This is a genomic window from Luteimonas terricola, from assembly GCF_004352845.1.
GTDB lineage: Bacteria > Pseudomonadota > Gammaproteobacteria > Xanthomonadales > Xanthomonadaceae > Luteimonas > Luteimonas terricola.
This window is the reverse complement of record NZ_SJRX01000003.1, coordinates 47770-74234: the sequence shown is the minus strand read 5'-3', so window position 1 is coordinate 74234 and position 26465 is coordinate 47770. Positions and strand designations below refer to the sequence as shown.

The window sequence follows — 26465 nt, the reverse complement described above, 5'->3', positions numbered from 1 at the left end:
GTCATTCCTCGTCCGGTAGCGCTACGGCCCAGATCCGCTTCAGCGGGAGTTCCGCACGAAGGTCCGGATCGAGGCGATCGTAGACTTCGTAGAGGGCATCGAGTAATTCGGTCTGGGACCACATCCGGACGCGGAAGAAGCTGCTCGCCAACTCCTTCTGTACGTTGTTCTTGAAGCCGCTCCAGGAGACGAACAGCCCTTCGTTGGCACCGAACTTGGTCACCGAACCGAGCAGCTTGTCGACCGTGGGTCGGTCGATGGGACTGTCGCCAGACTTGACCTCCACCACCAACCGTGGCGAGCCGAAGCCGAGTGGCCCGGCACCGGCGAGGATGTCTGCGCCGCCATCGCTGCTGCCGCCGCTTCGCCACGTGGTGTAACCCTGCGCGCGCAAGATGCCCTCCACCAGGCGCTCCAGTCCTTCGCCCTTGAAGCGGCTGAGGATCAAGCGAACGATGCCGTCGCGTGCGCGCTCTTCCAGGTCGACTTCGGCTCCTGCGTCCGGCTCAACACTGTCGGGTAATGGGGTGAGGGCAGCCACGGCCTGGGTGCCGGATTCCGGCTTCCAGCTGTTTTTGCGCATTGCCTTCAACCGCGCTTCGGCATCGTTCTTCTGAACGCGGCAGATGGTCATAAAGGCGCCGAACGTGTTGAGCAGGTCCTTGCCGAAGTGGCTGCGCGGAATGGCTTCGCCGATCCACTTCACCGGGCGCCAGTGGAAGAACGGATCAGGGCCGTCAGGCTCGAAGGCGTAGTCTCCGGTCAGTTCACCAATCTGTATGGCGCGCTGGTGCTTCAGCGGCAGCACGATCCAGTCGCCCTTCTTCATCTCGTGCGCGAAGGGCCAGATCTGACTGGCTTGGTTGAGCAGACTCTTGGGCTTGCTGCCGGGGTAGCGCTCTTCCATCGCAGCGATCAATGCATCGCGGCCACGCAGCCTGGAGAGATCGACGTCCAGGCCATCCCAGGTCACGTAAACGCGTCCTTCGCTGATGAACTTGTCCTGGAACTCCCCATGCCCCCCAGCGCGAACCAACCAGACTGCCATGACTATGCCTCCTGATTGGCGAGTGTGATGGGCGCCCCGCCCCAGATGTGGGCGAGGGTGGCGTGAATCTTCTTCTCGAAGCGGGCGACCAACTTGCGGTTGGCGGCGACAAGGGCATGCTCGGCTTCCATCTCGGCGGCGACGGCGTTCTGTTCCGGCAGCACAGGGAGTGGAATCTTGATCCGCTCAAGGTTGCCCTTCGTTATGTGCACAAGGCCGACTCCGCCATGGAGGTTTTCCTCTACCTCCGCAACGGCGCCGTTCAGGGCATGAAGCAGGAAGGTCCTGTTGGCGCGGTCTGGCGGAAACTCGACCTTGAATATGTGCTGGTTGAGAACCGCCCTTGGTCCGGGCCAGACATGGGCACCGAAGGAGGTTCCGCGCGACCCTGACCAGGAGAACAGGAGTTCTCCAGGCTCGACGATATGTCGAGGGGACACTTCGCCCGTGAAGTAGTTGAACTCAGCGGTAGGATTGTTGAGGTTCTGAATCCTCACGATCGGCAACCCGCCGCTCTCCGCCTTCTCCCAGTCTGAGGGTTTAAAGGCGCGACCATTCAGAAGCGTGCATACCTCGCCGATCTCCACCGTCGGCCATTCCGGTTGGATGGGGATGCGGGGGCGGTAGTTGTCGAGGATGGCACGGGCACCGTCGATGACCTTCCGGTAGCCATCGATCTCCGCCACGATTTCCTTCTGCACTTCCAGTGGCGGTAGGGGAATCTCAAGCTCGCAGAACTTGGACTTCGAGAGCTCAGCGAAAGTCCCTCCAGTTGCCCATGACTGCATGGTTGGCACCAGCTTGGTGAGCGCCAACGCGACGTACTCGGCGACCGCGCGCTGTTCGTCCTCGATCACAACGCTCTTGAAGCCTTGGTTCGTCGCCATCGGCACACGGTTGATCGCAATGCGACCGATGGTTGCGCGGGTCGAGACGATGACGGAGTTGGTCGGTAGCAGCTTGGCCGAAGACTCACGAAGTCCCCTGTCGGAAATCGTTCGCTGCGTCGATGTGATCTGGGTAATGAAATCGGATGAAGGCAGGTCCACAAGCGTCGCCCACGGAATCCCGCCACCCCAATACTCCTCGATGTCTGACTTCGGAGTGCCGCCGCTCTCGACCCGAAACAGGCTGGTGTCACCTAGAGACACGAGCGGGAACGTATGGTTACTCGCCGCACTGGCCCGATACCGCTCCCCACTGAGGTTGTAGTCCTCATTTTCCGCGATCCTTGCTTTCGGCACCACCATTCCCAGCGTCGGTTGAAGCTCCTCCACCGACTCCCGTGCGCGCAGCCGCCGCAGAAATTCGGTGATCTCGGCTTGCGCTTGGGGCAGGTCGTCCTTCTGAATCGGACGGCGCTGGGAACCCAATCCGAATCCATCGTTCTCAATCTTGAAGAATGCAACGCTGTGTGACTGCTTCGCCAGCGCCTTGTCGAGGATCAGGATCGAGGTCTTGACGCCGGAGTAGGGATTGAACACGCCCGCTGGCAGCGACACCACGGCCACGAGATAGTCCTCGACCAACATCCTGCGCAGTTGCCGGTAGGCCGTCTGACTCTGGAAGATGATGCCCTCGGGCACGATGATGCCGGCTCGCCCGTTGGGAGTGAGGTGTTCGGCGATGTAGTCGACGAACAGCACCTCGCTGCGTTTGCTCTGCACGCCGAAGCGGTTGTGCGGCTTGATGCCGCCCTTCGGCGACATGAAGGGCGGATTGGCGAGGATGACGTCGGCGTACTCGTTCCAGCGGTCCTGGCTGGTGAGAGTGTCGTACTCGAAGATGTGGGGGTCGGTGAAGCCGTGAAGGTACAGGTTCACCAGCGACAGCCGCACCATGTCCGGCGAGATGTCATAGCCCTTGAAGTTGGCTGCGAGGCGCCCGCTCTCGTCCGGGGTCAACGTGCTGTTGCCGTCTGCATCGACGTTGGCCTTGAGGATGTGCTTGAACGATGAGATCAGGAAGCCCGCGGTGCCGCAGGCGGGGTCGAGCACCGTCTCGGTCTTCTTCGGGCCTAGGATCGCGACCACGAAGTCGATGATGTGGCGCGGGGTACGGAACTGACCGGCATCGCCCTGGCTGCCGAGCACGGAAAGCAGGTACTCAAAGGCATCGCCCAACCGTTCGGAATGGTCGTACTCGAACTCGTCGATGATCTTCAGGAAGGCTCGCAGCGTCTCCGGATCACGGTAGGGCAGGTAGGCATTCTTGAAGATGTCGCGGAACAGCGCCGGGATTCCTGGGTTCTCCGGCATCTTGCCGATGGCCTCGGCGTACAGGTTCAGCGTCTCGTGGCCACCCAAACCCGAGCGCATCAGCTTGGCCCAGCCGTAGCGCGCGTAGTCGCCGGCAAAGAACTTCCGCCGGCCGCCAAACTCCTCGGCTTCGGCGTCCATGTCGTCCATGAACTTGTAGATCAGCGCGATCGTGATCTGCTCGACCTGGCTCTTGGGGTCAGGCACCTTGCCCACGAGGATGTCGCGGGCGGTATCGATGCGGCGCTTGGTGTCGGTATCCAGCATGTCGGTCTCAGGGCAGGAACTGGTTCAAGGGCAGGTAGTCCTTGATGTAGTCGGGAACGAGTTGGCGGTAGCGTGCAGGCACGGCCTTGAAGTCGCGGCTGTTGAAGAAGGGATTGGTCGCAAGATCCTGGTAGTGCCGGCTGTCGATGATCTCGCGGGTGCGCGGACTGGATGCGTAGGCTTTGAAGTAGCTCTTGATGGCGGAGATCTCGATAGCTTCCTCAGGCTTACGATCAGACACGAACTTGGCGAACTCCTCCTCCAGCAGCTCGTCGCGCGACTTGAAGCGGGGGATGAGGCCGAAGATCTTCTCCAGGATCTCCCGCAAGGTCAGACGGCGATCCACCGCTGCGGCTCTACGCAGCTTGTCGAGCGAGTAGAACTCCTCGGGCTTGTCGAAGACCTCACGGTTCACGTAATCGATGACGCGGTCCCATTGGCCAGCTTCGACCGCCTCAGCGATCACCGGGTTCTCGCGCACGGTCTCTCCGAAGCGCTCGAAGAACATGCGGTCGATTCGCATCCCCTCGGTCGTGATCTCCTCGACGCGGATCGAGGCCAGGATGTCGGCGCCGAGGTGCTCGTACTGACCTCCCGGCGGAGGAGGAGGTTGAACGGGTCCTTCGCCTTTGTTTGAGGCAGGCTTGGGGAGCTTGAGCACCTCGTCGTAGTTGAACTCGGTCTCGAAGTATTCGCAGTTGGCGAAGAAGTCGAACAGCTTGAAGGCGGTTTTCTGCGGCTCGGCGAGGTCGTCCCGCCGCGACACGTCGAACAACTGCTCGCGAAAGTCGTGCTTGCGGGTGCCGCGCCCTTTGATCTGGATAAAGTCGGTCGGGGAAAAGATCGGTCGAAACAGGCCGAGGTTCAGGATGTCGGTGCAGTCGTAGCCCGTGGTCATCATGCCGACGGTCACGCATACGCGGGCCTTGCTGGTCTTGTAGTCGGCGATGAAGTTACCGGAGCCGAGTAGGTTGTTATTGGCGAAGTTGATCGAGAACTGCTGGGCATCAGGGATCTGCGAGGTGACCTGGACGGCGAAATCGGACTGGTACTTGCCTGGAAACATCCGATCGGCCATCAGATTGAAGAGCTGGGCCAGCTTCGCGGCATGCTGCTGACTGACTGCGAAGACGATGGACTTGCCGATCTCGCCGCTGACAGGGTCTCGTAGGGCATTCTCCAGGAAGGTCTTGCAGAACAGCGCATTGGTGGCCTCCGAGAAGAAGCGCTTTTCGAACTCGCGCTGCTTGTAGGTCTCCTGTTGGTCGTCTCCGGTGTCGTCGGTGAAGGCCACGATGAATCCTTCCTCGGAAAGCAACGCCGTGGTGATGTCGGTGCGGGCATCGACCACCGTCGGGTTGACCAGATAGCCGTCCTTGACGCCGTCGAGCAGAGAATAGCGGAAGGTGGGCTGGCCACCTTCGCAGCCGAAGGTGCGGTAGGTGTCGAGTAGCAAGCGCCGCTCGGACTCGCGCGGGTCGCGCGTCGTGGGCCTGGTTGCATCGAATCGGCGCAAGTAGTCGCGTGGGGTGGCGGTGAGACCCAGCTTGTAGCCGATGAAGTAGTCGAACACCGCCCGCGCGTTGCCGCCGATCGAGCGATGGGCTTCGTCGGAGATCACCAGGTCGAAGTCGGTCGGTGAGAAGAGGCGCTGATACTTGTTGTTGAACTGGAGGGACTGGACCGTCGTCACCACAATCTCGGCGCGCCGCCAGTCGTCCCGGTTCTCCTTGTAGACCACGGTCTGGAAGTCGGCTGACAGGTAGGCGGCGAAGGCCTTCTTCGCCTGATCCTCCAATTCGAGACGGTCGACCAGGAAGAGCACACGTCGCGCATTGCGGGATCGCAGGAACAGCTTGATCACAGCCGCCGCGGTCAAGGTCTTGCCGGTGCCTGTCGCCATCTCGAACAGGAAGCGGTCTTTGCCCTCGCGCACAGCCGCCTGCAACTGATGCAGCGCCTTCAGCTGATAGGGACGCAGGAATCGGAGCTTGTTGTCGCGGATGAAGTCGGATCGCTCCGCCTCGTTCTTCCATGCCGCCTCAGTGGCGTAGGTGGGGCGTTGTGTGAGGGCGATGTAATCTGCCTCAACCCTTTCGTCGATGACTCTTTGGGAGTCGGGGGCGACATCCTTATACCCTTGGACCGATTCTGGCGTCGGGAAAGTCGTGATGACGTAGGGACTGCCGCGGTCGAGGTCCCAGAAGTAATGCAGGTTTCCGTTCGACAGGATGACGAATCGACAGTTCTGCGAGCGCGCGTACTTTCTGGCTTGTTCCTTTCCGATGAGTGGGTCCTTGTCCTCTGCTTTGGCCTCGAGAACGATCAAGGGGAAGCCGCGGGTATCGAGCAAGAGGAAATCCACGAAGCCCCTCACAAGCTTCTCGAAGTTGCTGCCGAGGGCTTCGATGTCTGTGGGCTTGATTGCTACCGACGGTTCGAGGCGGATGTTCGCCGGCGAAGTACCTTCGGGGAAGAAGCGCCAACCGGCTGCTTCAAGCAGCTTGTTGATTTTGATGCGAGCGGTGGCTTCTTTCTGGTTCAAACATGTCTCTCCCGGCTCAACGGTCCGCTAAGTCTTCTGATAGCTCCCCCCCCCCCCAAATGGGCTCACCTGAGCAACCGTGCAGCTGGGTTATCCTCGGCCTGCCCAGACTGGAAGTACCCGATCACGCTCGCCACGGAGCGGTGCTCGGTCATTGCCATCACCGCTGGTAGCGGCACCCCTTGCTTGCCAGCTTCGGTAACGAATCCCGATCTTAGACTGTGAGCCCCGAAATCCCCCTCCAACCCCGCTAGTTTAGTGCGCCGCTTCACGATCATGGCCACCGAGCCCGGGAGGAGGGCAGGGCCGATCCGCCCCTTCCAGATACGTCGGAAGATCGCCCCCTCATCTATCCCCGCAGCGCCCAGCCAAGCGGCCAGTGCCTCAGCACTGCGCCCCAGGATCGGCTTGTCCGGTGTCGAATCCGCCTTCACCCCGGCCTGCTGAGTCTTCGAGTACTCCAGACGATAGATGTAGCCGTCGTCGCCCACCTTGCGCAGGTCTCGCATGTCGGCTGCTGCAATCTCGCTGCGCCGTCGTCCGCCGCTGGCGAACCCAAAGCAGAGCAGGGCACGGTCACGCAGGCCTTCCAGGCTGTCATCACAGGTGGCCAGCATGGCTTCCAGCTCGGCCCGAGTGATGGCTGTCTTCTTGGTGGGGCGCTCGCCGCGTTTGACCGAGGCACGCCGAGCTCGGCTGAGAAGCGTCCTGACAGTGGGCAGTTCGCAGGGGTTCGGCAGCCGCTTGAGCTTATGGGCGGTCGAGAGTACGGCTACCCGCTGGACCACGGTCGAGAGCTTGAGCGGCCCGACCTTGGCCTTGAGGCCAGCCGACACCAAAGCCTGGTCCAGCGCTGGCGGCAATTCGCTAACCAGCCCGGTCTTGCCTTTGCGCTGGATGTGGTCGACCAGGAACTGGATCATCACGGCCTCACTGACAGGCAGCGCCAATTCGACCCCATAACGGCCTTGATGCCAGCCCGCCCAATAGCGCAGAGCGGTTGCGTAACTGCGCGTCGTGTTAGCGGCGGCCGCTTCAGCGAGTAGTTCGCGCACGGCATCGGCAGCTTGCTGGGCAAGTTGTTCTGGCAGTACCAGGCTGGTGACCGTCTCTGCTGTTGTCGGTAATGTGTTATTTCGTTTCATACTATGTAATGTATGCTATGAAATAGAGTCTCTACTAACGATAATCATCACTTATCGCGAGTACGGAAGCAACAGAGTAGGGCGCCCGCGTAGGAGGCAGTTCCATGGCACGTGGCATCACCGAATCCGACGTCCACACCGCGGCAGACGAGATCGTCGCCGCCGGCGAACGGCCGACCGTGGAGCGCATCCGTACACACCTTGGCACCGGGTCCCCAAACACCGTGACGCGTTGGCTCGAGACTTGGTGGCAAGGGCTCGGCCAGCGGCTTCACGCCCAGCAGGCCCGTCTTTCGTTGCCGGAAGCCCCAGACGCCGTGGCCGCGCTCGCGGGGGATCTGTGGCGGCTGGCGCTGGAGAGCGCCAGTGACAACGCCCACAAGGCCGTGGCGGCAGACCGCATAGTCCTCCAGGAGGCACAGGCCGCGCTCCAGGCCGAACGCAAGGCTTTTGCTGTCGAAGCCTCGTCCCTGCGCAGCGACGTGGAGGCCGCTGCCCACGCTGAACGCGTGGCTACCGCCCAAGCAGCTGAGCTCAAGCGGCTTACCATCCAGCTTGAAGGCCAGCTCACCGAGTTAGCTCAGCAGCGAGACGCCACGCTGGCCCGAGCAGCGGACGCCGAATCCGCGCGGCAAGCGGCCGAGAGACGGCTGCAGGACCTCCAGGACGCCGGCCAATCTGAGCGTGAGACGCTGACCAACCATGTGCGGGCGATCGAGGATCGTGCCCATGCCGAAGTTGATCGCGCCCGGCAGGAGAGCAAGGAGTTCAAGGGTCTTCTCGCAGCCCTAAAGAAGGAGCGAGCATCGTCGGAGAAGTCGCACCTCCGGGCGGTGGAGCAGGGCAACGCCAAAGCCGCCGAGGCCTCCCGTCAGGCTGAGATCCAGCGGGCGCGGGCCGATGCGCTGGAGGACCAGTTGGCCAGGCTACGGGATCTGCCCGCGGCTCTGGAGGCCACCCTACGCCGCTCCACATCCCCCCTGAAACCGCGCAAGTCCGGTACCAAGAAGGCCGCTCGGAGGTCAGGCAATCCCCCGAAAGTCACTGCCGACAACAAATAGGCTCATGCATCAGGCCCATCCATGCATCTCAGTAACGCGATGCATCCCCAAGCTCCTCGAAGCGCTGTGCGAATAGCGGCCTGATGACCGCAATGGTGGTCTAAAGCTGAAGGACGTTTCGATCCGAGATGGCTAACGTCTCTCGAACTAGTCAGGTCCCGCCCGTGTTGTCGTTTTCGATGTATTCGACTTGCGCTGGGGCCAAGACTGCTTGGGGATTGTGTCTGAGCATGTCACATGGCGCTTGGTCGTCCAGGAGCACGTGTGCCGACAAAAACCATTCCGTTTCGCCCCAGCCTGTAGTGCGACCTTGTTCATCGAGGTAAGGGCCGAACCCACGCAGGACGCTCAGAATCTCGGCGACGTGAGGGATCGGGTGGCCGTCCGGTGAGCACTGCCAGCTCGGGAACCTGTAGTGGTGATGCGGTTCTGTCATGTAGACGCCCAGAAGTCTGCCCGAATGGCGAAGCTCCGTTGCGGTTCCAATTGACGCGCCGCATGCATCCGACAGCATCTGGTCAACCTGGCCTGCCGTAGGCCAGAGACATGAGAGTTCATCGCGGCGCGCAGCGGAGGCCTCAAGGAGTGAGTGCGTGCTGGAACCTCCATATACGAACTCAAAGGCAACAGCAGCGCGTTGTTCTGTTGCCGCTGTATTGGGTGTAACAACCCGCGCGACGGTGCAGCCGATTACGGGACCCGCCCCGCGGTGCAAGTGGATTAGCAAGGATTTCCATCGCTCGCTAATCTTAGCCGGACTCAGCTAATTCCATGGATTCAATCAGTTATCGGCGCATCCCTCATTGGGGTGGCAGCCAATTATGGTCCGGGAGATAAGGACGCCATACAAGCCATCGGCGCGGGACTGGCCTAGGGTGAGACATCAATGAATCGCTAGTTGAGCGGCAGCGGGCGCGCCGAAGGTCGCAACCTTAGACATCCAGACAGGTCGCCGAGGCAGGCGCGAACCGGCATAGGGCTCTCCGCGCCGACGACGAAACTGGTACAGGGTTGTCCTCGCATATCGGATTCGGCCCAAAGTGGCCTGCCGAAACGGCGCAGACTTTCCGCGCAGGAGGCTCAAAGTTGTCCGCGGCAGACAGCGGGATCGGTGCACACCGAAATCTACGGAAGTCGCAAGAGTGCACAAGCCTTTGTACGGTAGAAATTTGGATGTACAGGCGTGAGTGCGTCGGATGTACACCGAAAGTGTTCACGCGGTACACCAAAGAGTGCGGTGCCCACATGCGCCAGCCTCGCCATGGTCCGTGCAGGTCGGTCTTGTTGTAGACCACGCGATCATGGTGGGCGGCGTCGCTCTCGCGACTACAGTGGAAGCATGCAGGCATTGCGGCGTCCTTGCAGTGGGGCGGTCCACCGTGCCAGCCGGCGCAGCAGCTGGCGGATTGCCGCGGGGATCGCACTGTTCCACCCCATCCGCCACTTCGCATAATGCACATTATGTAAATTACGGGCGCTCAAGGCTCTCAGATCCCCATCGTGTTGCGCAGGGTTTTTCACAGCTGGCGAGACAGGCTTCGAAAGCCAGCGCCGGAGATCCTCCAGCCATGAAGCAAGACCCGGCCGGCCGCCATCCGGACTGATATGGTCCCTCCCGTACCAGGGGGACACCATGAATCGACACCGAGAGATCCAACCGTGGGGATTCTCAGCCGGCGCGTGGCAGGCTCTGGCCCTCGTGCTGCTGGGGATCCTTGCGCTGACCAATGCCGCATGGTTCTACAACGTACGGGTTGTCAGAGCGGAAGCCGCAGCGTCGGCACCCGAGCCGCGACAAACAGAGCGCGTGATCTACCAGACGCCGGATGGCAGGCCCGTAGCCGGCCCTGGCGCCTACCCTGCCCCGACACCCGCTGCGCCCGCACAACGCCGCCAGCGCGGTTCCGTGCACGAGCAGCCTTTGGCCAGCGATGAGCACTGCATCGACGGAACCCGATTCCGCGTCGATGGCAGCAACTGGACGCAGAACGGGGCCTGCTAGGTCTGGGCGAGCGCAATCAGGCAGGTCGGGCTGTCCATGCCGTTCGGCACGAGGTTGAGAAGCGCGTGGTGGGTGCCGGCATTCCGCATGGCTTCCAGCACGTCGGCCAGTGCCAGCGAGCCGGTGCGATAGCCGAGTTCGATGTCTTCGGCCGGAGCTGTGCGGACATCGCCTGGAAACCCGGGGACGAGAACAGGAACAGCAGGCCCCAGAGGCCGAACAGGACCACCACGCCGGCGAGCCAGCCTCCGAACGCGACCAGCGCCACGGCGATCACCGCCATCAGCAGCGGAATCACGATCAGCGTGCGATGGAAATCCATCCTCAGGAGCGTGCCGATGATCGCGGTGCCGAGGAGGCCCGCGACGCCGATGATCAGCAGGATGAAGGACAGCGTGGCCACGTCCACCAGCGTCACCAACTCGAGAAACGGCCGCACGTAGGTGAACAGCACGAACTGCCCCATGAAGAAGGCGCCGACCGCCAGCATGCCGAGGGTCACCACGCGGCGCTTGAACAGGCGGAAGACGTTGCCGGAACCCGCGCTGCGCGGGCCGGGCGGCATCGACGGCAGGCTGATCCACTGCCAGACAAGGGCGATCAGCGCGACCGGCACCAGGCACAGGAACGCACCGCGCCAACCGATGATGCCGCCGAGATAACTGCCAAGTGGTGCGGCCACCACCACCGCCAGCGCGTTGCCGCCATTGAAGATGGCCAGCGCCCTGGGCACCTTGTCGATCGGCACCAGCCGCATCGCCACCGCCGCCGACAGGGACCAGAATCCGCCCACCACCACACCGATCAGCGCACGGCCGATCATGTAGGTCGGATAGTCGGGCGCCAGGCCGACGACGAGGCCCGACACACACATCAGCCCGGTCATCCCCAGCAGCAGGGTCTTGCGGTTCATCGTGCCGGCGAGCGTCGAGATGGACAGGCTGGTCAGCACCGCAAAGGCGCCGGAGATGGCGATCCCGTAGCCCGCCCTGCCCTCACTGACCCCGAGACCGGTGGCGATCGGCGTCAGCAGGCTGACCGGCATGAACTCCGAGGCGATGAGCGCGAACACGCACATCGTCATCGCGAAGACGCCGCTCCAGTACGCGGGTTGCGCCGCGCCGCCAGGATTCGCGGATGTCATGGCGCGGACGTCCACCACGGTTCAAACACCTGCAAGCGGTTGTCGAAGTGCACCGGCTGGCCGATCGTCGGCGTCCACAGGGCGTAGTCGCGCCCCTTGCTGGCTTCGACAAGACGTTCGAACGGGTCGTTCCAGTCGTGTGGCGCGAGCGTGAAACGGCCCACGTGCTGCGGCGTCAGCGCCCTCGCCCCGAGATCCACCGCGGCCTGGGCCGCCTGTTCCGGATTCATGTGCAGGTTCGCCCAGCGCGGGTCGTACTGGCCGGTGTCGAGCGCCACCCAGTCGAATGGTCCGTGACGTTCCCCGATCGCGGCGAAATGGTCGCCATAACCGGAGTCGCCACTGAAAAAGATCCGCCGCTGCGGCGTCTGCATGGCGAAGCCGACCCACAGCGACTTGTTGCGGCTGAACGTGCGACCGGAGTAGTGGCGCGCAGGCGTGGCATGAAGCGTCAGGTCTTCCGTGAGCGCGAGCGTGTCGTTCCAGTCGAGCTCATCGATCCGCGCGGCGTCGTAGCCCCAGGACGCGAAATGCGCGCCGACGCCGAGCCCGGTGACCACGCGATCGATCAAGGGCTCGATCGCCAGGATCGTCGGATAGTCCAGGTGGTCGAAATGGTCGTGCGTGATCAGCAGGACATCGATCCGCGGCAGGTCGTCCGCCGAGTAGATGCTGGTGCCGGTGAACGCCTCGATGAAGCCCGGCAGCGGTGCCGCGTTGGCGCTGAACACCGGGTCGATCAGGATGCGCTGGCCCGCCAGCTGCACGTACCAGGAGGAGTGGCCCAGCCACAGCGCCAGATCCTCGTTGACGTCCAGCGACTTCAGGTCGGTCTTCTGCGCGGGTATGGCATGCGGCGGCCGAGGACTGCCCTTCTCGGCCATCAGGTTGTCGATCTGGATCGACAGCTGGGTGGCGCCCGCGGTCAGGAACGGCGTGTCGACCAGGTTCTGGAACGCGCCGTCGAAATTGTTGGGAGACCGCTCGATGAGGCTGAGCCGCTCGCCCTGCGGCATCCGCCCGAACACCGGCTTGCGCAGGTAGAGCAGCACGAAAACGACGACGATCGCGGCTATGGCACCGATGCCGGCCAACACCATCAATGAGCGGAACCAAGTGATCTTCATGCGTTGCGCAGCTCAGTTCGCGGCCAGGTGTTCGGCGAAGAACGTAGCGAGCTTGTCGAAGGGAATGAGGTCGGTGCGGTCGTAGAGATCGACGTGGCCGGCGCCAGGCACCCAGTACAACTCCTTGGGCTGACCGGCAAGCTTGAAGGCCTCTTCGCTGAACTCCTTCGAATGCGCCTGGTCGCCGGTGATGAACAGCATCGGCCGCGGCGAGATCGTCTCGATGTCGTTGAACGGGTAGAAATTCATGAACTTGACGTTGCTGCTCAGCGTCGGGTGCGTCGTCAGCGCCGCCCTGGTGTCTTGCGGCGTGTACTCGCCACGCGCAGTGCGGTAGAAGTCGTAGAACTCGCGCTGGATGGGATGGGTGTCCGCCGCCAGCTCATGGACCGTGCCGCTGGTGTAACGGGTCTCGCCGCCCAGGAACTCGACGTAACGCTGCTCGGCCGCCTCGGCGATGATCGCCTTGCGCTGCTCGAGCGTCTGCGAGTGGTTGAGCGCGTTGCGATTGGCGCCGCCCATGTCGTACATGCTGACCGTCGCGATGGCGCGCATGCGCGGATCGAGCTTGGCCGCGCTGATGACGAAGCTGCCGCTGCCGCAGATGCCGAGCACGCCGATGCGCTCGCGATCGACGAATGGCCGCGTGCCCATGAAATCCACTGCCGCGCTGAACGCTTCGGCATACAGGTCCGGCAACACGGCGTTGCGCGCATCGCCCCCGCTCTCGCCCCAGAACGGCAGGTCGATGGCCAGGGTCACGAAGCCCTGCTCGGCGAGCTTCTGGGCGTAGAGGTTGGAGGACTGCTCCTTCACCGCGCCCATCGGGTGGCCGACGATGATTGCCGGCTGGGCGGTGCTGCGGTCCATGCCTTCGGGAATGAACAGGTTTCCCGCCACCTTGATCCCGTACCGGGTGTCGAAGGACACCTTGTCCAGAGTGACGGTTTCGCTTCTGTAGAAGTTGTCTGCACCGGCGGACATGTCGGCTCCCGTTGCGATGAACGGGCTGGCGAGAAGCGCCAGCGCCAGGGTGAGTTTCTTCAGCTTCATGGGTGTTCTCCTCGGGGCGATGACGGCCAGAGCAGAGCGAGTCCCGCGACTGGCCCAAGTCCCTGTCTGGCGGGAAGTCTGTGCCATCCAGACTGCAATGATTAGTCACTTGGACCTCATTTGACTTATGATCCTTGCTCATCAATCGAGAGCGAGCCGCGGCCATGGCCCGATCCAACCTCAACGATCTGCAGGCCTTCGTCACCGTGGCCCGGGAAGGCAGCTTCACGCGCGCCGCCGCGGTCCTGGGCGTCACCCAGTCGGCGGTCAGTCACGCAATCCGCGCGCTCGAGGCACGCATGGACATCCGGCTACTCACCCGGACCACGCGCAGCGTCTCGCCCACGGCCGCGGGCCAGCGCCTCCTTGACGGGATCGGCCACCGCTTCGAGGAGATCGAAGCGGAACTGGACGCGCTGACCGCGCTGCGCGACAAGCCGGCCGGCACCGTGCGCATCACCTGCGCCGACCACGTCCTGCGCACCACGATCTGGCCCAAGCTGGTGCCGTTGCTGCGGGAATACCCGGACGTCAAGGTCGAGCTCGACGTGAGCTACGGCCTGAAGGACATCGTCGCCGAACGCTTCGATGCCGGCGTGCGCCTGGGCGAGGCCGTCCACAGGGGCATGATCGCGGTGCCGATCGGGCCGAAGCTGCGCATGGCCGCGGTGGCCTCGCCCGCCTACTTTGCCGAGCACCCGCCGCCCAGGACGCCTGCCGATCTGATGCAGCACCGCTGCATCAACCAGCGGCAGGTGGCCGGCGGCCTGTACGCCTGGGAGTTCGAACGCCGCGGGCGCGAACTGGAGGTGCGAGTGGAAGGTCAGGTCACCTTCAATACGCCGCCGGAAATCACCCGGGCAGCCCTCGACGGCATGGGCATCGCCTATCTCCTCGAGGGGGACTTTTCCCCGCACCTGGAGCAAGGCCGCCTGGTGCGGGTGCTGGAAGACTGGTGCCCGCCCTTCCCCGGCTTCCACCTTTACTACCCGAGCCGCAGGCATCCGTCGCCGGCGTTCTCGCTGGTGCTGGAGGCGCTGCGCCTGGGTTGAGCCGGAGACAAGTCGAAGATCCTCAGTTGTTCGAAAATTCGATCCGCGTCCCGCGTCGACCCAGCGCCTGGGCCAGACCTTCGGGATCGTCCACGCGGCCGAGACGCGTGTACGAATAGGAGGTATCGAAGGTCCGGTAGAAGACGACCAGGGTCCTCGATCCGAACAGCATGAGGTCGCCGCTCCGGATCGTTCCCGGCCGGCTTGCCTGCGTCGGCAGCGTCTCTGGCAGGTCGGCGTATTTCTCGTTGCCATGGAGATCGATCATGTCCAGCGCCAACGGCAACATTGCGGCGAACGCGCGGCTTGCCTCGTTGTCGGCCAGGGTGATGGCGAAGCGACGCTCGCCGACGGTCATCCACATGCTTGATTCCTCCGGTGTGACGGCTGCCGCCGCGGCGACAGCGACAGGCAAGCCCTGGGGCGAAGGCTGGGCCGCCTCGCACCCACCGACGGCGAGCAGGCCGAACAGAAGGCTCAATCCGCCCCACAGCCCGCGGGCAACGCGGCGCTTGTCCATGTCCATTCCTCGTCCATTCCTCGTGGGGTGGACACGCGGCAGAACTTACGTGCGCCCGGCAGCCCGGGACTCCAGGCGCTGGCTGCCGTCGCCGCAGAAGTTCCGTCGATAGGCGGAAGGCGGTGTCCCCAATTGCGCAGCGAAGTGCTGGCGCAGCGACAGCGCCGTGCCGAAGCCGGCCTCGGTGGCGGTCTGCTCGATCGGCAGGTCGGGGGCATTGCGTGTCACGGGCCAGCGTTCCCGGGCGGGCCGGTCTCGATGCGCATGCGAACCGCATCCTCAAGGCCCGTCAGCCCCCAGGCGCGGCCGATGGCGATCGCGTCCTCCAGCGGCCTGTCTTCCAGCCAGGCCGCGCGCAGCGCCGCCATCGCGCCGACCCGGTTCCCGCTGGCGCAGTGGACCAGCACGGGGCGCGGCGATTGCCGCAGCAGGCTGTCGAACGCCTGCACCTTGTCCAGCGTGAGGTCCCCGGCGCCGCGCACCGGCAGGTTCGAGTAGCCCATGCCCTGCGCCCGCACGGCTGCGGCTTCGTCGAAGCCGGGCGTTTCCCCGTCGAGCGTCAGGTCGATCACGTGCCGGATGCCCGAGTCCCGCAGACCTGCGACGTCGTCGACGTCGAGCCTGCCGGTCACCACGACGCCCGGTGCCGGCGTCTTCGCTCCTTCGATCACCTGCACATTGCTCGACTCCGGCGGCGACGCGCATGCGGCGACGGCGGCAAGCAGCACGGAAAGAACAACGAGCCGATGTCTCATCGCGGGCCAAGCACCGTGGTCAGATCCGAGGCGGGGGGCATTCCCGAACGGCGCTGCACTGCACCGTCGGCATCGCGGAACAGGATACCCGGCGTGCCCTGGAAGCCGAGCTGCAGCATCAGTCGCTGGTTGGTCTCCAGCCGGCGCGCCACGGCGGCCGGCACCGTGGCGAGCGGCTCGATGCCGCCCTGCGCAAAGTTGCGCTCGTTGCGCTGCAGCGCCTCTTCCGACGACGCCGCGCCGTAGATCGCGGCCACCTTGTTGGCGCTGTCGGCCTTGATCACACCGACCATGAGGTGGCGAATCTGGACCTTGCCGGCATCGACCCAGGGGCGCGCGGCTTCCCAGAAGCGGTTGCAGAACGGGCAGTTCGGATCGCTGAAGGTGTAGACCACGCGTGGCGCGTCGGGGCGGCCGTCGACGATCCAGTCGGCGGATTCGAGCTGCGCCCAGGTGCGCTTGGACATCGGCCCGCTGACCAGGCGCTGCAGCGCCGCCGCGCCGACATCCTCGCCCTTGGCATCGAGCATCACGCCGACAAGCGCATGGCGGCCGTCCGGAGTGAGGTACACGGCCACCGGCTGCTGGCCGGCCACGCCGGCGAAGCCACGCAGGCCGGAGGGCGCCTCGAACTCGCCGAGCACTTCCAGCCCCTGCGCTTCGACGGCCTGGATGACGGCCGGCCGGTCCGCGGCCGCGGCGGCGCTGCCGGTGGCGGCGCTGGCGTCCGTGGAGTCTTCAGCCTTGCTGCAGCCGGACACGCCCAGCAGCAGTGCGGACAACAGGGCGAGCAATGTGGGGTGGGCACGCAACATCAATCGGTCTCCTTGGAAGGATCGGGAACGGGCTGCGGGGTTGGCGCGGGGCCGAACCGCTGCAGCGCGTGGGTCAAGGTGGCTTCCGACAGTTCGCCCATGTGGGTGTCGACCAGGCGGCCGTCGGCGTCGAAGAACAGGGTCGCCGGCAGGCCGCGCGCGCCGGCCTCCTGCGAAGTGGCGGAGAACGGGTCGAGCAGCACATTGCGCAGCCGCAGGCTGTCGCCGTCCAGGTAGGCGCGGATGTCGCCTTCGGATTCGCCCTGGTTGACGAAGGCGAAGGTCACGTCGGGGCGCCGTTCCTGCGCGGCGGCGAGCACGGGCATTTCGCGCCGGCAGGGCGGACACCAGGTGGCCCACAGGTTGACCACCATCGGCTGGCCGGACATCGCCGCCAGGCTGACGGGTGTGTCGCGGTCGAGCATGGCCAGGTCGGTCGTGGGCAGCTTCAGGGCCGAGGCCTGCATCAGCACCAGCGCGCCGGCAAGCAGCGCCCAGGAGCCGAGCCCGGCGCCCGCGGCCATCGCCAGCGGGCGCCGCAGCGGCTTTGCCCTGCGTGCCTGCCAGGCGCCGAACGCCAGGCCGGCGAAGGTGCCCGCCCACAGCGAGAAGCCGCCGTCACCCAGGCGGATGATCGACCAGGGATCGGCCAGGTACTCCGGCAGCCACTGCAGCACGAAGCCGATCCGCGCCGCGACCAGGCCGACGAAGAGCATGTCGATGAGGACTGGCGTGACCTTCACTGGCGGGTCCGGCGCGCGGCCGGTTTTCCAGCCGACAGCCACGGCGATGGCCAGCGCCAGCAGCAGCACTGCCAGCTGGATCGGGAAGGGTCCGATGCTCACCATCAGCCTGCCCCGCCCATGACCCGCTGCAGACGCAGCAGGAACGCGTCCGCACCGACTTCGCCGATCGTGCGCTCGGCGCGTCGCTCTTCGCCGTCCGGCCCGATCAGCAGCAGGGTCGGCGGCCCCGCGACCTGCCAGGCGCGCTGCAGGGCCTGGTCCTCGGCATCGTTGGCGGTCACGTCGGGACGCAGCACCTGCATGCCCGCCAGCACGTCGGCCACGCGGGGATCACCGAACACCTCGCGCTCGATCACGTGGCAGGACACGCACCAGTCGGCATAGAAATCGACCAGGGTCCACTGGCCGCGCGCGCCGGCCTCGGCGATGCGGCGCGCGACGTCATCGACGGTCTTGGCCTGTACGTAATCCACTCCCGGCGCTGCGGCCGCTGGCGCCACGCCGGCGGCGCCGAAGCCGGCCAGTGGCCGCCAGGGATCGCTGGCGCCGGACGCACCGCCCAGCATCAGCGCCAGCGCCCACACCGAGGACACGGCGGCGAGATAGCGTGGCAGCCACCGGCGAACCGGACTGCTGTCGGTGGGTGCCACCATGGCCACCAGGCCGACCGCGACCGCGAGCAGCCAGGCGCCCCACAGCGCCATCTCCGTTGCCGGCGCCAGCACCCGCGCCAGCATCGAGATCGCAAGCGCCAGCAGGGCATAGCCGAACACCGCCTTGACCCGGTCCATCCACGCGCCCGGCCGCGGCAGGATGCGCGCGCCGAACACCGCGATCAGCAGCAGCGGGACGCCCATGCCCAGACCCAGCGCGAACAGCGCCAAGCCGCCGGTCACGGCGCTGCCCGATTGCCCGATGTACAGCAGCGCACCGGCCAGGGGCGCGGTCATGCACGGCCCCACCAGCAGCGCGGACAGCAAGCCGAGCGCCGCGGCGCCTGCAAGCGTACCGCCCTGGCGTTCGCGGCCGGCGCGCTCGAGCCGGTTGCGGAGCCAGCCGGGCAGCTGCAGCTCGAAGGCACCGAACATCGACAGCGCGAGCACCACGAACACGGCGGCGAACCCGCCCAGCAACCAGGGGTTCTGCAGCGTGGAGTTCAGGTTGGCGCCGGCCAGGCCCGCGGCGACGCCGAGCGCGGCGTAGGTGAGCGCCATCGGCAGCACGTAGGCGGCGGACAGCGCCAGCGCACGCCGTGGCGGCGGCTGGCCGCCGACGATCATGCTGGAGATGATCGGGATCATCGGCAGGGTGCAGGGCGTGAACGCCAGCAGCAGCCCGAGGCCGAAGAACACCGCGATCGAGGTCGCCAGGTTGCCGTTGGCCAGGCGGCTGGCGAGCTGCTGGTCTTCGCCCGCGGCGGCGGGCGCAGCGGCCGTGGCCCCGGCTACTGCGGCGGTGGCGACATTCGCGCCCGCCACATGCGGCAGGTTGATGTCCATGGTCTGCGGCGGGTAGCAGATGCCGGCGTCGGCGCAGCCCTGCCAGTGCAGCGTGGCCGTCGTGGCGCCGCCGCCATCAACGCGCATGTCCACGGCGTCGTAATAGACCTCGGTGAGCCCGAAGAACTCATCGGTCTTTTCGAGGCCCTTGGGCAAGGTGAGCGGCAGCGGCCCGGCGCTTGCATTGACGGACAGGCGATGGCGATAGAGGTAGTAGCCCGGTGCGATCTCGCCCTGCAGGCGCGTGCCGCCTTCCTCGCCAGCCGAGACCTGCACGGTGAAGACATCGGCGGGGTCGAGAAACTCCGGCTCTTCGCCCCCCGCCAGCGAGGACAGCCAGTCCTGCGCCTGGACGCCCGCGGGCATGAGCAGCGCGAACGCCCACAGCATGCGCAACAACAACGACATTCGACTTCCCGGCATCTGCATGCGGGGCATCATGGGCGCCCGGAATTAAGTGGGGATTAAGTGCGCTGGCGCGGTTCAGGGCCTGTGGTCCGCCAGGGATGTCTGCGCTACGGTGGCGCCCTCCCCTTTCGCCTGGAGCGCCATCGATGCGGGTGCTGGTCGTCGAGGACGACGGACTCATCGCGCGCGGCATCGTGTCCGGCCTGCGCGCCTACGGCATGACCGCCGACAGCGTGCCGAACGCGGCGCAGGCGGAGTTCGCGCGCCGCGACGGCGAGTTCGACGCGATGGTGCTGGACCTGGGTCTGCCCGACGAGGACGGCATGCAGGTGCTGGCACGCATGCGCCGCCAGGGCGACACCCTGCCGGTGCTGCTGCTGACCGCGCGCGATGCCGTCGAGGACCGCATCGCCGGCCTGCACGGCGGCGCAGACGACTACCTGGTGAAGCCCTTCGACCTGGGCGAGCTGGTCGCCCGGCTGCACGCCCTGGTCCGCCGCGCCGCCGGCCGCAGCGTGAACCTGATCGAGGCCGACGCACTGCGCCTGGACCCCGCCAGCGGCCAGGCCTGGCTCGACGGCGCACCGGTGGAACTGTCCCGCCGCGAGACGGAGTTGCTGGCAAGCCTGATGCAGGCCGGCGGACGCTGCCTGTCCGGCGAGCAGCTCAAGGACCGGTTGTACGGCCTCGGGCAGGACGTCGGCAGCAACGCGGTCAACGTGCACATCCACAACCTGCGCCGCAAGCTCGGCCCGGGCGTGGTGGAGACCGTGCGCGGCCTCGGCTACCGCTTCGGCAAGGCGGGCCAATGAGTCTGCGACTGCGCTTGGTGCTTACCATCGGCATCGCACTGGCGGTGCTGTGGAGCGGCGCGGCGCTGTGGATGCTGCGCGACCTGGACCGGCACCTGCAGCAGACGCTGGATGAGCGCCTGTCGATGTCGGCGCGGATGGTCTCTGGCCTGCTGGCGCAGTCGCGGATCGGAGAAGGCGGCGCGCCGGCGATGAGCATGCGCGATGCCATCACCGTGCCCGGCAGCCGCGGCATGGCCTGCCAGATCCGTTCGCTGCGCGGCGAGGTGGTCGCCATGACCCGCGGAGCCCCCGACATGGTGATGGCCGCTGCCGCGCGCGGCTATCGCACGCAGACGGTGGACGGCGTGCGCTGGCGGACGTACACGCTGCAGAGCGACGGCTACAGCATCACCACCGCCGACAGCCTGGATGAGCGCGCGTCCCTGCGCCGCGGCATCGCGTTCGCCGCTGGGCTGCCGTTCCTGATCGCCGCCGCGGGGGGCCTGCTTGCCCTCTGGGTCGGTGCCAGCCGCGGCCTGGCACCCTTGGATCAGCTGCGTCGGACTCTGGCACACCGCCAACCAGACACCATCGAGCCCCTGGAGGCGCGTTCCCTGCCCACCGAGCTCAGGCCGCTGATCGATTCGTTGAACCGGCTGCTGCAGCGCATCGCCCAGGCGGTGCACCGGGAGCGCAGCTTCACCAACGACGCGGCGCACGAACTGCGCACGCCATTGACCGCGATCGACACCCACCTCCAGGTGGCGAGACTGACCACGGGGTCCGAGGCACGACAGGCCCTTGCCGATGCGGACGAGGGCGTGCGCCGAATGCGCGCGACACTGGACCAGTTGCTGATGCTCGCTCGCGTCGAGGGCCGCCTGCCGTTCGACGAAGGCGAACTGATCAGCGCGGATGAGGTGGTCCGTCGGGTCATCGCGGCGAGCGCACCCGAAGCCGCCGCGCGCGTCGCCTGTCGCGGTGACGGCGGCGCGGCGATGGTGGCCGTTCCGCCCGCGCTGGCCGTCGTGGCGCTGCGCAACCTGACCGACAACGCCCTGCGCTACTCGCCTCCTGGAAGCCAGGTGGAGGTGGTTACCGAGTCCGATGGCGCCAACGTCCGGTTCCGGGTGATCGACCAGGGCTCCGGGTTCAGCCTCGACGACCGGGGACAGGCCATGCAGCGATTCTGGCGCGGTCGCGGGCGCGACAGCAGTGGCAGCGGACTGGGCCTGGCCATCGTGGATGCCATTGCGACCCGGTACGGCGGAAACATTGCGCTGGGACCGGGCGACGGTGGAGGAACCGTTGCCGAGCTGGTTTTTCCCAGGCAACAGGAGCCGTCCATGGACTTCCGATGGCGGTAATCGAGTCGACGTGAACTACGTGCGTCCGGCAACCCGGGACTCCAGCCGCCCGCTGCTGTCACCGCAGAAGCTCCGTCGATAGGCGGAAGGCGGTGTCCCCAGCTGCGCAGCGAAGTGCTGGCGCAGCGACAGCGCCGTGCCGAAGCCGGCTTCGGTGGCGATCTGCTCGATCGGCAGGTCGGTGGTTTCAAGCAGCTGCTGCGCGCGCGCCAGCCGCTCCGACGCCAGCCACTTCACGACCGTGGTGCCGGTCGCCTCGCGGAAGCGGCGGGTGAAGGTGCGGCGGCTCATGTGCGCGGCGTCGGCCAGTGCGTCCACCGACAGCGGTTCGGCCAGGCGCTCGCGCGCCCAGTCCAGCACGCCCGGCAGGCGGTTCTCGCTGGGCAGCTCGGGCACCGGCTGCTCGATGTACTGCGCCTGCCCGCCCTGGCGGTGCGGCGGCGTCACCAGCAGCCGCGCGATGCGGTTGGCCACGTCGGCGCCGTGACGCACGCGTACGAGGTTGAGGCAGCAGTCGATCGCGGCGACGGTTCCGGCGGAGGTCACGATGTCGCCGTCGTCGATGTACAGCACATCCGGGCGGAAATCGGCGGTGGGAAAGCGGCGGGCGAACACGTCGCGGACGGCCCAGTGCGTGGTGGCGCGGCGGCCGTCGAGCAGGCCCGCGTCGCCCAGCACGAACGCGCCCAGGCACAACCCGACCACCTGCGCGCCGCGCGCATGCGCCGCCCGCAAGGCCTGCGTGAGCTCGGCGGGCGCGGGCGTCTCCGGGTGATCCCACGCCGGCACGATGACGATGTCGGCCCGCCGCATCGCGTCCAGCCCGTCCGGCACGTCGATCTGCAGCCCCTGCATCGTGCGCACGGGGCCGGGTGTGGGCGCGCAATAGCGCACCTCATAGGGCGACAGGCCCGGTGGCGCGGGCTGGACGCCAAACACCTGGCCGGGAACGGACAGGTGGAACAGGTTGATGCCATCGAACGCCAGCACGGCGACGCGAATCGGCTTCATGGACGCCTCCGGAAGGCGGAGAAAGAATGGCCCGATTATATCTATTAATGTCATTTGGGCCAATGGTGCCGGGCGCGCAGTCTCCAGACAATGGCCGTCATTCCACACGACCAGGAGACTCCCATGACCCATCGAACCCTGCTGCGCGGCGCTGCCGTCGCGACTCTGGCCCTCGCGCTCGCCGCCTGCGGCGCCACCAGCCCCACCAGCCCCGCAGCCACCCCGGACGCCAGCACCGAAGACGCCGGCACGGTCGGCTTCCAGCAGATCCGCAACGCGACGATCAAGCTGGACTACGCCGGCACCACGTTCCTGATCGACCCGATGCTCGCGGCGAAGGACGCCTACCCCGGCTTCGAGGGCACCTACAACAGCGAGGTGCGCTACCCGCTGGTCGAGCTGCCGATGCCGATGTCCGAGGTGATGGACGCCGATGCCATCATCGTCACCCATACCCACGCCGATCACTGGGATGACGAGGCCAGGCGCAGCCTGCCCAGGAACCTTCCACTGTTTGTCCAGAACGAAGCCGATGCCGAAAGCATCCGCCAGGATGGCTTCACCGACGTGCGCGTGTTGACCCGCGACACCGTCTTCAACGGGACGCAGCTGAGCATCACCGGTGGACAGCATGGCGATGACCAGGCCATGGCCGTTGCCGGAGAAGCTCTCGGGCAAGTGATGGGCGTCGTGTTCCAGCGCCCGGGCCACGAGACGGTCTACTTGGCCGGAGACACGATCTGGAATGCGCAGGTCGAAGATTCAATCCAGCAGTACCAGCCGGACGTGATCGTCCTCAACACCGGCTATGCGCGCATCCAGGGCCTGGACGGCTCCATCATCATGGGCAAGGACGATCTCTACCGGGCCTACCAGGCAGCGCCCCAGGCCAAGGTGATCGGCAGCCACATGGAAGCCGTCAATCACGCCATGCAGACGCGCCAGGACCTGCACGACCACATCAAGGCAACGGGCATGGATCCCGAGCGCGTGCTGGTTCCGGCGGACGGCGAGTCCTATACCTTCTGAAGAAGCAACACCGAAGAGGATCCATCATGCGCAAGGTCTTCATCATCGGCGGCTCGGGCAAGGTCGCCCGCCGCCTCGCCCAGCAGCTCGCGGCGCGCGGCCATGAGCCGCGCTCGCTGTACCGCAAGCCGGAGCAGGCCGACGAACTCGAGGCCCTGGGCGCCGTCCCGGTCGAGGGCAACCTGCTGGAACTCGACGCCGACGGGCTGGCGCAGCGCATGGCCGGCAGCGACGTGGTCGTGTTCTCGGCCGGCGCTGGCGGCAAGGGTGGCGTGGAGATGATCGACGCCATCGACGGCCGCGGGCTGGAGCTGGCGGTCGCGGCGGCACGGCAGGCGGGCATCCAGCGCTTCCTGCTGGTCTCGGCCTTCCCCGAGGCCGCCCGCGGCAAGGCGGTGTCGGAGACGTTCGAGCACTACATGGCGGTGAAGAAACTCGCCGACGTGCATCTGGCCGCGTCCGACCTGGACTGGGTGATCCTGCGCCCAGGCACGCTGCTGGACGCGCCCGGCACCGGCAAGGTGCGCGCCGGGCTGGCCATTCCCTATGGCGACGTGCCGCGCGACGACGTGGCCGGGACGCTGCTGGAGATCATCGAACACCCGGCGGTGAGCCGGATCATCATCGAGCTGACCGAAGGCCAGGCGCCGGTTGCAGAGTCCGTGGCGCGCCTGGTACGCGCCTGAGCCGCCCGCCCGCTCTATCGACAGGCCGCCCAGACCTCGTCATCGAGCTTCCGCAACAGATCGAATGTCCGCTTCAGGCCCACGCGCCGGAGTGTCTGCTCGCGCCGGTCGCGGGCAGCCTGGCAACGGTCCGATTTGCCGCGCGCCGTCGTCCGGGCCGGACGCGTGCCCAGCGAGCCGGTTCGGGCAGTCGTACCCGATCGCGACGAAGCGCCGGTCTGTCGCTGCCGTGGTACGGGTCTCTCAGCCGCGGCGTTCGTGGCCGCCTCCGGCACGGCGTCATACGTGTTCGCGAGCAGGTGACCGTCCGCACACTCTGCGCTGGTGAACGTGACGTGGCCATCCGCGCCGATGCACTTCTGCACGGTCTGCGCATCGGCCGGAGCGATCGATCCCGGCATCGCGACGCCCACGGCCAGCAACAGCGCCAGCCACGCACCATCCCTGGATGCTTCCCGCATACGGCCTCCTGCCAAACGGGTGAATGCCGGCTCCCCGCGCCAACAAGGGCGCGGGAACGTATCCGCTGGTGCACCGCGAGGCCGTCGCGGAAGCGCACGCGCCGTGCATGCCCGGAGGCGGGGTGTGCACGGATACTAGCCGACGCGCTGCGCGCGGTGCCTGAGGCAGCTCAAGCCGATCGTGTCGGATTAGTCCGCGACCGCCCTGCCCCATGGCTTGACCGGAATCAAGGCGTGCCGGCGGTGGCTGCGGCAGGATCGCTTCCCATGGACGCTTCCCTCCCCTTCAGCGCCGAGCTCCTTCGCCGCTACGACCGCCCCGGCCCGCGCTACACCTCCTATCCCACCGCGCCGCAGTTCAGCAACGCGTTCGGCGAGGAGCAGCTGCGCGACGCCGCGGCCGCCAGCAACGGCGATCCGATCCCGCGCCGGCTGTCGCTGTACGTCCACGTTCCGTTCTGCGTCAGCCCCTGCTTCTACTGCGGCTGCAACCGCATCATCACCCGCGACACGTCGCGCGCCGAGACCTACCTGGCGCGCCTGTACCGCGAGATCGACATGGCTGCGGCGCTGTTCGACCGCGACCGCGAGGTGGTGCAGCTGCACCTGGGCGGCGGCACCCCGAACTTCATGGGGCCCGACCAGATCGGCGAACTGGTCGACACCCTGCGCCGCCAGTTCCACTTCGGGCGTCCCGAGGAAAGCGACATCTCGATCGAACTCGATCCGCGCTTCGTGTCGCCCGCCGACATCGCCGAGCTGGGCCGGATCGGGTTCACCCGCGCCAGCTTCGGCGTCCAGGACTTCGATCCCGTGGTGCAGGAAGCGGTCAACCGCATCCAGTCGGTCGAGGACACCCGCGCGGTGGTCGATGCCTGCCGCGCGAACGGCTTCCGCTCGGTCAACGTCGACCTGATCTACGGCCTGCCGAAGCAGAATCCCGTCGGCTTCGCGCGTACGCTCGACACCGTGGTGGAGATGCGCCCCGACCGCCTGGCGGTCTACGGCTATGCGCACCTGCCCGGGGTCTTCCGCGCGCAGAACCAGATCAAGTCCGAAGACCTGCCCAGCCCGGAGGAAAAACTCGCGCTGCTGGAACTGGCGATCACCAGGCTCTCCGCCGCCGGCTACCAATACATCGGCATGGACCATTTCGCCCTGCCCGACGACGAGCTGGCCATGGCCCAGGCCCGCGGCAGCCTGCACCGCAATTTCATGGGCTACACCACCCACGCCGACAGCGACCTGGTCGGGCTGGGCGTGAGCGCGATCAGCCACATCGGCGACACCTTCAGCCAGAACCCGCGCGACCTGCCCTCGTGGCAGTTCGCGATCGACGAGGGCCGCCTCCCGGTGTTCCGCGGCATGCGCCTGGAGGAAGACGACGTGATCCGCGCCGACCTGATCCAGCAGCTGATGTGCCAGGCGGCGGTGCCGATCGGCGCCCTGGAGCGCCGGCATGCCATTGTTTTCAGCGAGTACTTCGCCGATGCCATGGAGAAGCTGAAGCCGCTCGAAGACGACGGCCTGGTCCGGACCGGGCCCGACCGGATCCAGGTGACCGCGCGCGGACGGCTGCTCTTGCGTAACATTGCCATGTGCTTCGACCGCTATCTCACCCCCGCCGACCCCGACACCCGGCCCCGCTTCTCCCGCGCCATCTGAGGCCCGG

22 protein-coding genes are annotated in these 26465 nt (G+C 66.2%); 7 read left to right on the top strand and 15 right to left on the bottom strand.

From position 1 onward, the window contains the following. Position 1: 1 nt before the first annotated feature. From E2169_RS07845 to E2169_RS07830, 4 genes are all read right to left on the bottom strand, one after another. Complete coding sequence (locus E2169_RS07845; protein ID WP_132986081.1) at positions 2–1048, bottom strand: restriction endonuclease; 1047 nt, start codon at positions 1046–1048, stop codon at positions 2–4. Between the two features lie 2 nt (positions 1049–1050). Further along, positions 1051–3573, bottom strand: coding sequence for an N-6 DNA methylase (locus E2169_RS07840; RefSeq protein WP_132986080.1), 2523 nt, complete (start codon positions 3571–3573; stop codon positions 1051–1053). Between the two features lie 7 nt (positions 3574–3580). Further along, positions 3581–6118 (bottom strand): DEAD/DEAH box helicase family protein, encoded by a 2538-nt coding sequence (locus E2169_RS07835; RefSeq protein WP_132986079.1) that lies wholly within the window; start codon positions 6116–6118, stop codon positions 3581–3583. Positions 6119–6183: 65 nt separating this feature from the next. Then, positions 6184–7263 carry a site-specific integrase gene (locus E2169_RS07830; RefSeq protein ID WP_132986078.1) on the bottom strand — a complete coding sequence of 360 codons (1080 nt, stop codon included), beginning with the start codon at positions 7261–7263 and terminating at the stop codon, positions 6184–6186. A gap of 104 nt (positions 7264–7367) precedes the next feature. Here E2169_RS07830 and E2169_RS07825 point away from each other — a divergent pair, with 104 nt between their 5' ends. Further along, the gene (locus E2169_RS07825; RefSeq protein ID WP_132986077.1) at positions 7368–8324 is read left to right on the top strand and encodes a DNA-binding protein; all 957 of its coding nucleotides are present in this window, start codon (positions 7368–7370) and stop codon (positions 8322–8324) included. A gap of 2018 nt (positions 8325–10342) precedes the next feature. On the opposite strand, the gene E2169_RS07815 is transcribed toward E2169_RS07825, so the two are convergent. The 3 genes from E2169_RS07815 to E2169_RS07805 are packed head-to-tail and all read right to left on the bottom strand — an operon-like array spanning position 10343 to position 13644. Beyond that, positions 10343–11488 carry an MFS transporter gene (locus E2169_RS07815; RefSeq protein ID WP_308422581.1) on the bottom strand — a complete coding sequence of 382 codons (1146 nt, stop codon included), beginning with the start codon at positions 11486–11488 and terminating at the stop codon, positions 10343–10345. Beyond that, on the bottom strand, positions 11467–12597 hold the full coding sequence (locus E2169_RS07810) for an MBL fold metallo-hydrolase (RefSeq protein ID WP_132986076.1): 1131 nt from the start codon (positions 12595–12597) through the stop codon (positions 11467–11469). The genes E2169_RS07815 and E2169_RS07810 overlap by 22 nt, the downstream gene beginning before the upstream one ends. Positions 12598–12609: 12 nt before the next feature. Beyond that, positions 12610–13644 (bottom strand): alpha/beta hydrolase, encoded by a 1035-nt coding sequence (locus E2169_RS07805; RefSeq protein WP_165942388.1) that lies wholly within the window; start codon positions 13642–13644, stop codon positions 12610–12612. Positions 13645–13814: 170 nt separating this feature from the next. On the opposite strand from E2169_RS07805, the gene E2169_RS07800 reads away from it, so the two are divergent. Continuing rightward, complete coding sequence (locus E2169_RS07800) at positions 13815–14702, top strand: LysR family transcriptional regulator (protein WP_132986074.1); 888 nt, start codon at positions 13815–13817, stop codon at positions 14700–14702. A 22-nt stretch (positions 14703–14724) separates the two neighbouring features. On the opposite strand, the gene E2169_RS07795 is transcribed toward E2169_RS07800, so the two are convergent. From E2169_RS07795 to dsbD, 6 genes are read right to left on the bottom strand one after another with little or no spacing between them, the layout of a single operon-like run. After that, positions 14725–15222 carry a cyclophilin-like fold protein gene (locus E2169_RS07795; protein WP_229659128.1) on the bottom strand — a complete coding sequence of 166 codons (498 nt, stop codon included), beginning with the start codon at positions 15220–15222 and terminating at the stop codon, positions 14725–14727. A gap of 45 nt (positions 15223–15267) precedes the next feature. Further along, positions 15268–15450 (bottom strand): hypothetical protein, encoded by a 183-nt coding sequence (locus tag E2169_RS07790; RefSeq protein WP_207918374.1) that lies wholly within the window; start codon positions 15448–15450, stop codon positions 15268–15270. Beyond that, the gene (locus tag E2169_RS07785; protein ID WP_243707993.1) at positions 15447–15950 is read right to left on the bottom strand and encodes a protein tyrosine phosphatase family protein; all 504 of its coding nucleotides are present in this window, start codon (positions 15948–15950) and stop codon (positions 15447–15449) included. Before E2169_RS07785 ends, E2169_RS07790 begins: the two co-directional genes overlap by 4 nt. Before the next feature lie 23 nt (positions 15951–15973). Then, positions 15974–16792 (bottom strand): thiol:disulfide interchange protein DsbG, encoded by an 819-nt coding sequence (gene dsbG / locus E2169_RS07780; RefSeq protein ID WP_132986071.1) that lies wholly within the window; start codon positions 16790–16792, stop codon positions 15974–15976. Then, positions 16792–17637, bottom strand: coding sequence for a TlpA family protein disulfide reductase (locus E2169_RS07775; protein ID WP_425480541.1), 846 nt, complete (start codon positions 17635–17637; stop codon positions 16792–16794). The genes dsbG and E2169_RS07775 overlap by 1 nt, the downstream gene beginning before the upstream one ends. 2 nt (positions 17638–17639) lie before the next feature. Next, positions 17640–19445 (bottom strand): protein-disulfide reductase DsbD, encoded by a 1806-nt coding sequence (gene dsbD / locus E2169_RS07770; RefSeq protein ID WP_132986069.1) that lies wholly within the window; start codon positions 19443–19445, stop codon positions 17640–17642. A 146-nt stretch (positions 19446–19591) separates the two neighbouring features. On the opposite strand from dsbD, the gene E2169_RS07765 reads away from it, so the two are divergent. Together E2169_RS07765 and E2169_RS07760 are read left to right on the top strand one after the other, a co-directional pair. Next, positions 19592–20257, top strand: coding sequence for a response regulator (locus E2169_RS07765; protein ID WP_132986068.1), 666 nt, complete (start codon positions 19592–19594; stop codon positions 20255–20257). Further along, positions 20254–21606 (top strand): ATP-binding protein, encoded by a 1353-nt coding sequence (locus E2169_RS07760; protein ID WP_132986067.1) that lies wholly within the window; start codon positions 20254–20256, stop codon positions 21604–21606. The genes E2169_RS07765 and E2169_RS07760 overlap by 4 nt, the downstream gene beginning before the upstream one ends. Positions 21607–21621: 15 nt before the next feature. Here the strand turns inward: E2169_RS07760 and E2169_RS07755 are convergent, their stop codons facing one another. Further along, on the bottom strand, positions 21622–22617 hold the full coding sequence (locus E2169_RS07755; protein WP_132986066.1) for a GlxA family transcriptional regulator: 996 nt from the start codon (positions 22615–22617) through the stop codon (positions 21622–21624). Positions 22618–22740: 123 nt separating this feature from the next. Between E2169_RS07755 and E2169_RS07750 the strand changes: the two genes are divergently transcribed. Then, positions 22741–23646: an MBL fold metallo-hydrolase gene (locus E2169_RS07750; protein WP_132986065.1), complete on the top strand. Its 906-nt coding sequence runs from the start codon at positions 22741–22743 to the stop codon at positions 23644–23646. Between the two features lie 26 nt (positions 23647–23672). Continuing rightward, positions 23673–24332 (top strand): SDR family oxidoreductase, encoded by a 660-nt coding sequence (locus tag E2169_RS07745; protein WP_132986064.1) that lies wholly within the window; start codon positions 23673–23675, stop codon positions 24330–24332. A 14-nt stretch (positions 24333–24346) separates the two neighbouring features. On the opposite strand, the gene E2169_RS07740 is transcribed toward E2169_RS07745, so the two are convergent. Then, on the bottom strand, positions 24347–24793 hold the full coding sequence (locus E2169_RS07740; protein ID WP_132986063.1) for a hypothetical protein: 447 nt from the start codon (positions 24791–24793) through the stop codon (positions 24347–24349). 267 nt (positions 24794–25060) lie between these two features. Between E2169_RS07740 and hemN the strand changes: the two genes are divergently transcribed. Further along, a complete protein-coding gene (gene hemN, locus E2169_RS07735) occupies positions 25061–26458 on the top strand; it encodes an oxygen-independent coproporphyrinogen III oxidase (RefSeq protein ID WP_132986062.1) in 1398 nt (465 codons plus the stop codon). Positions 26459–26465 lie beyond the last annotated feature (7 nt).

Bases quoted from the DNA above. Each gene is read 5' to 3' on its own strand.
- E2169_RS07755 (WP_132986066.1), bottom strand. From the start codon at position 22,617: ATGAAGCCGATTCGCGTCGCCGTGCTGGCGTTCGATGGCATCAACCTG.
- E2169_RS07830 (WP_132986078.1), bottom strand. From the start codon at position 7,263: ATGAAACGAAATAACACATTACCGACAACAGCAGAGACGGTCACCAGC.
- E2169_RS07750 (WP_132986065.1), top strand. From the start codon at position 22,741: ATGACCCATCGAACCCTGCTGCGCGGCGCTGCCGTCGCGACTCTGGCC.
- dsbD (WP_132986069.1), bottom strand. From the start codon at position 19,445: ATGTCGTTGTTGTTGCGCATGCTGTGGGCGTTCGCGCTGCTCATGCCC.
- E2169_RS07845 (WP_132986081.1), bottom strand. From the start codon at position 1,048: ATGGCAGTCTGGTTGGTTCGCGCTGGGGGGCATGGGGAGTTCCAGGAC.
- dsbG (WP_132986071.1), bottom strand. From the start codon at position 16,792: ATGTTGCGTGCCCACCCCACATTGCTCGCCCTGTTGTCCGCACTGCTG.
- E2169_RS07795 (WP_229659128.1), bottom strand. From the start codon at position 15,222: ATGGACAAGCGCCGCGTTGCCCGCGGGCTGTGGGGCGGATTGAGCCTT.
- E2169_RS07765 (WP_132986068.1), top strand. From the start codon at position 19,592: ATGCGGGTGCTGGTCGTCGAGGACGACGGACTCATCGCGCGCGGCATC.
- E2169_RS07745 (WP_132986064.1), top strand. From the start codon at position 23,673: ATGCGCAAGGTCTTCATCATCGGCGGCTCGGGCAAGGTCGCCCGCCGC.
- E2169_RS07740 (WP_132986063.1), bottom strand. From the start codon at position 24,793: ATGCGGGAAGCATCCAGGGATGGTGCGTGGCTGGCGCTGTTGCTGGCC.
- hemN (WP_132986062.1), top strand. From the start codon at position 25,061: ATGGACGCTTCCCTCCCCTTCAGCGCCGAGCTCCTTCGCCGCTACGAC.
- E2169_RS07840 (WP_132986080.1), bottom strand. From the start codon at position 3,573: ATGCTGGATACCGACACCAAGCGCCGCATCGATACCGCCCGCGACATC.
- E2169_RS07825 (WP_132986077.1), top strand. From the start codon at position 7,368: ATGGCACGTGGCATCACCGAATCCGACGTCCACACCGCGGCAGACGAG.
- E2169_RS07810 (WP_132986076.1), bottom strand. From the start codon at position 12,597: ATGAAGATCACTTGGTTCCGCTCATTGATGGTGTTGGCCGGCATCGGT.
- E2169_RS07800 (WP_132986074.1), top strand. From the start codon at position 13,815: ATGGCCCGATCCAACCTCAACGATCTGCAGGCCTTCGTCACCGTGGCC.
- E2169_RS07760 (WP_132986067.1), top strand. From the start codon at position 20,254: ATGAGTCTGCGACTGCGCTTGGTGCTTACCATCGGCATCGCACTGGCG.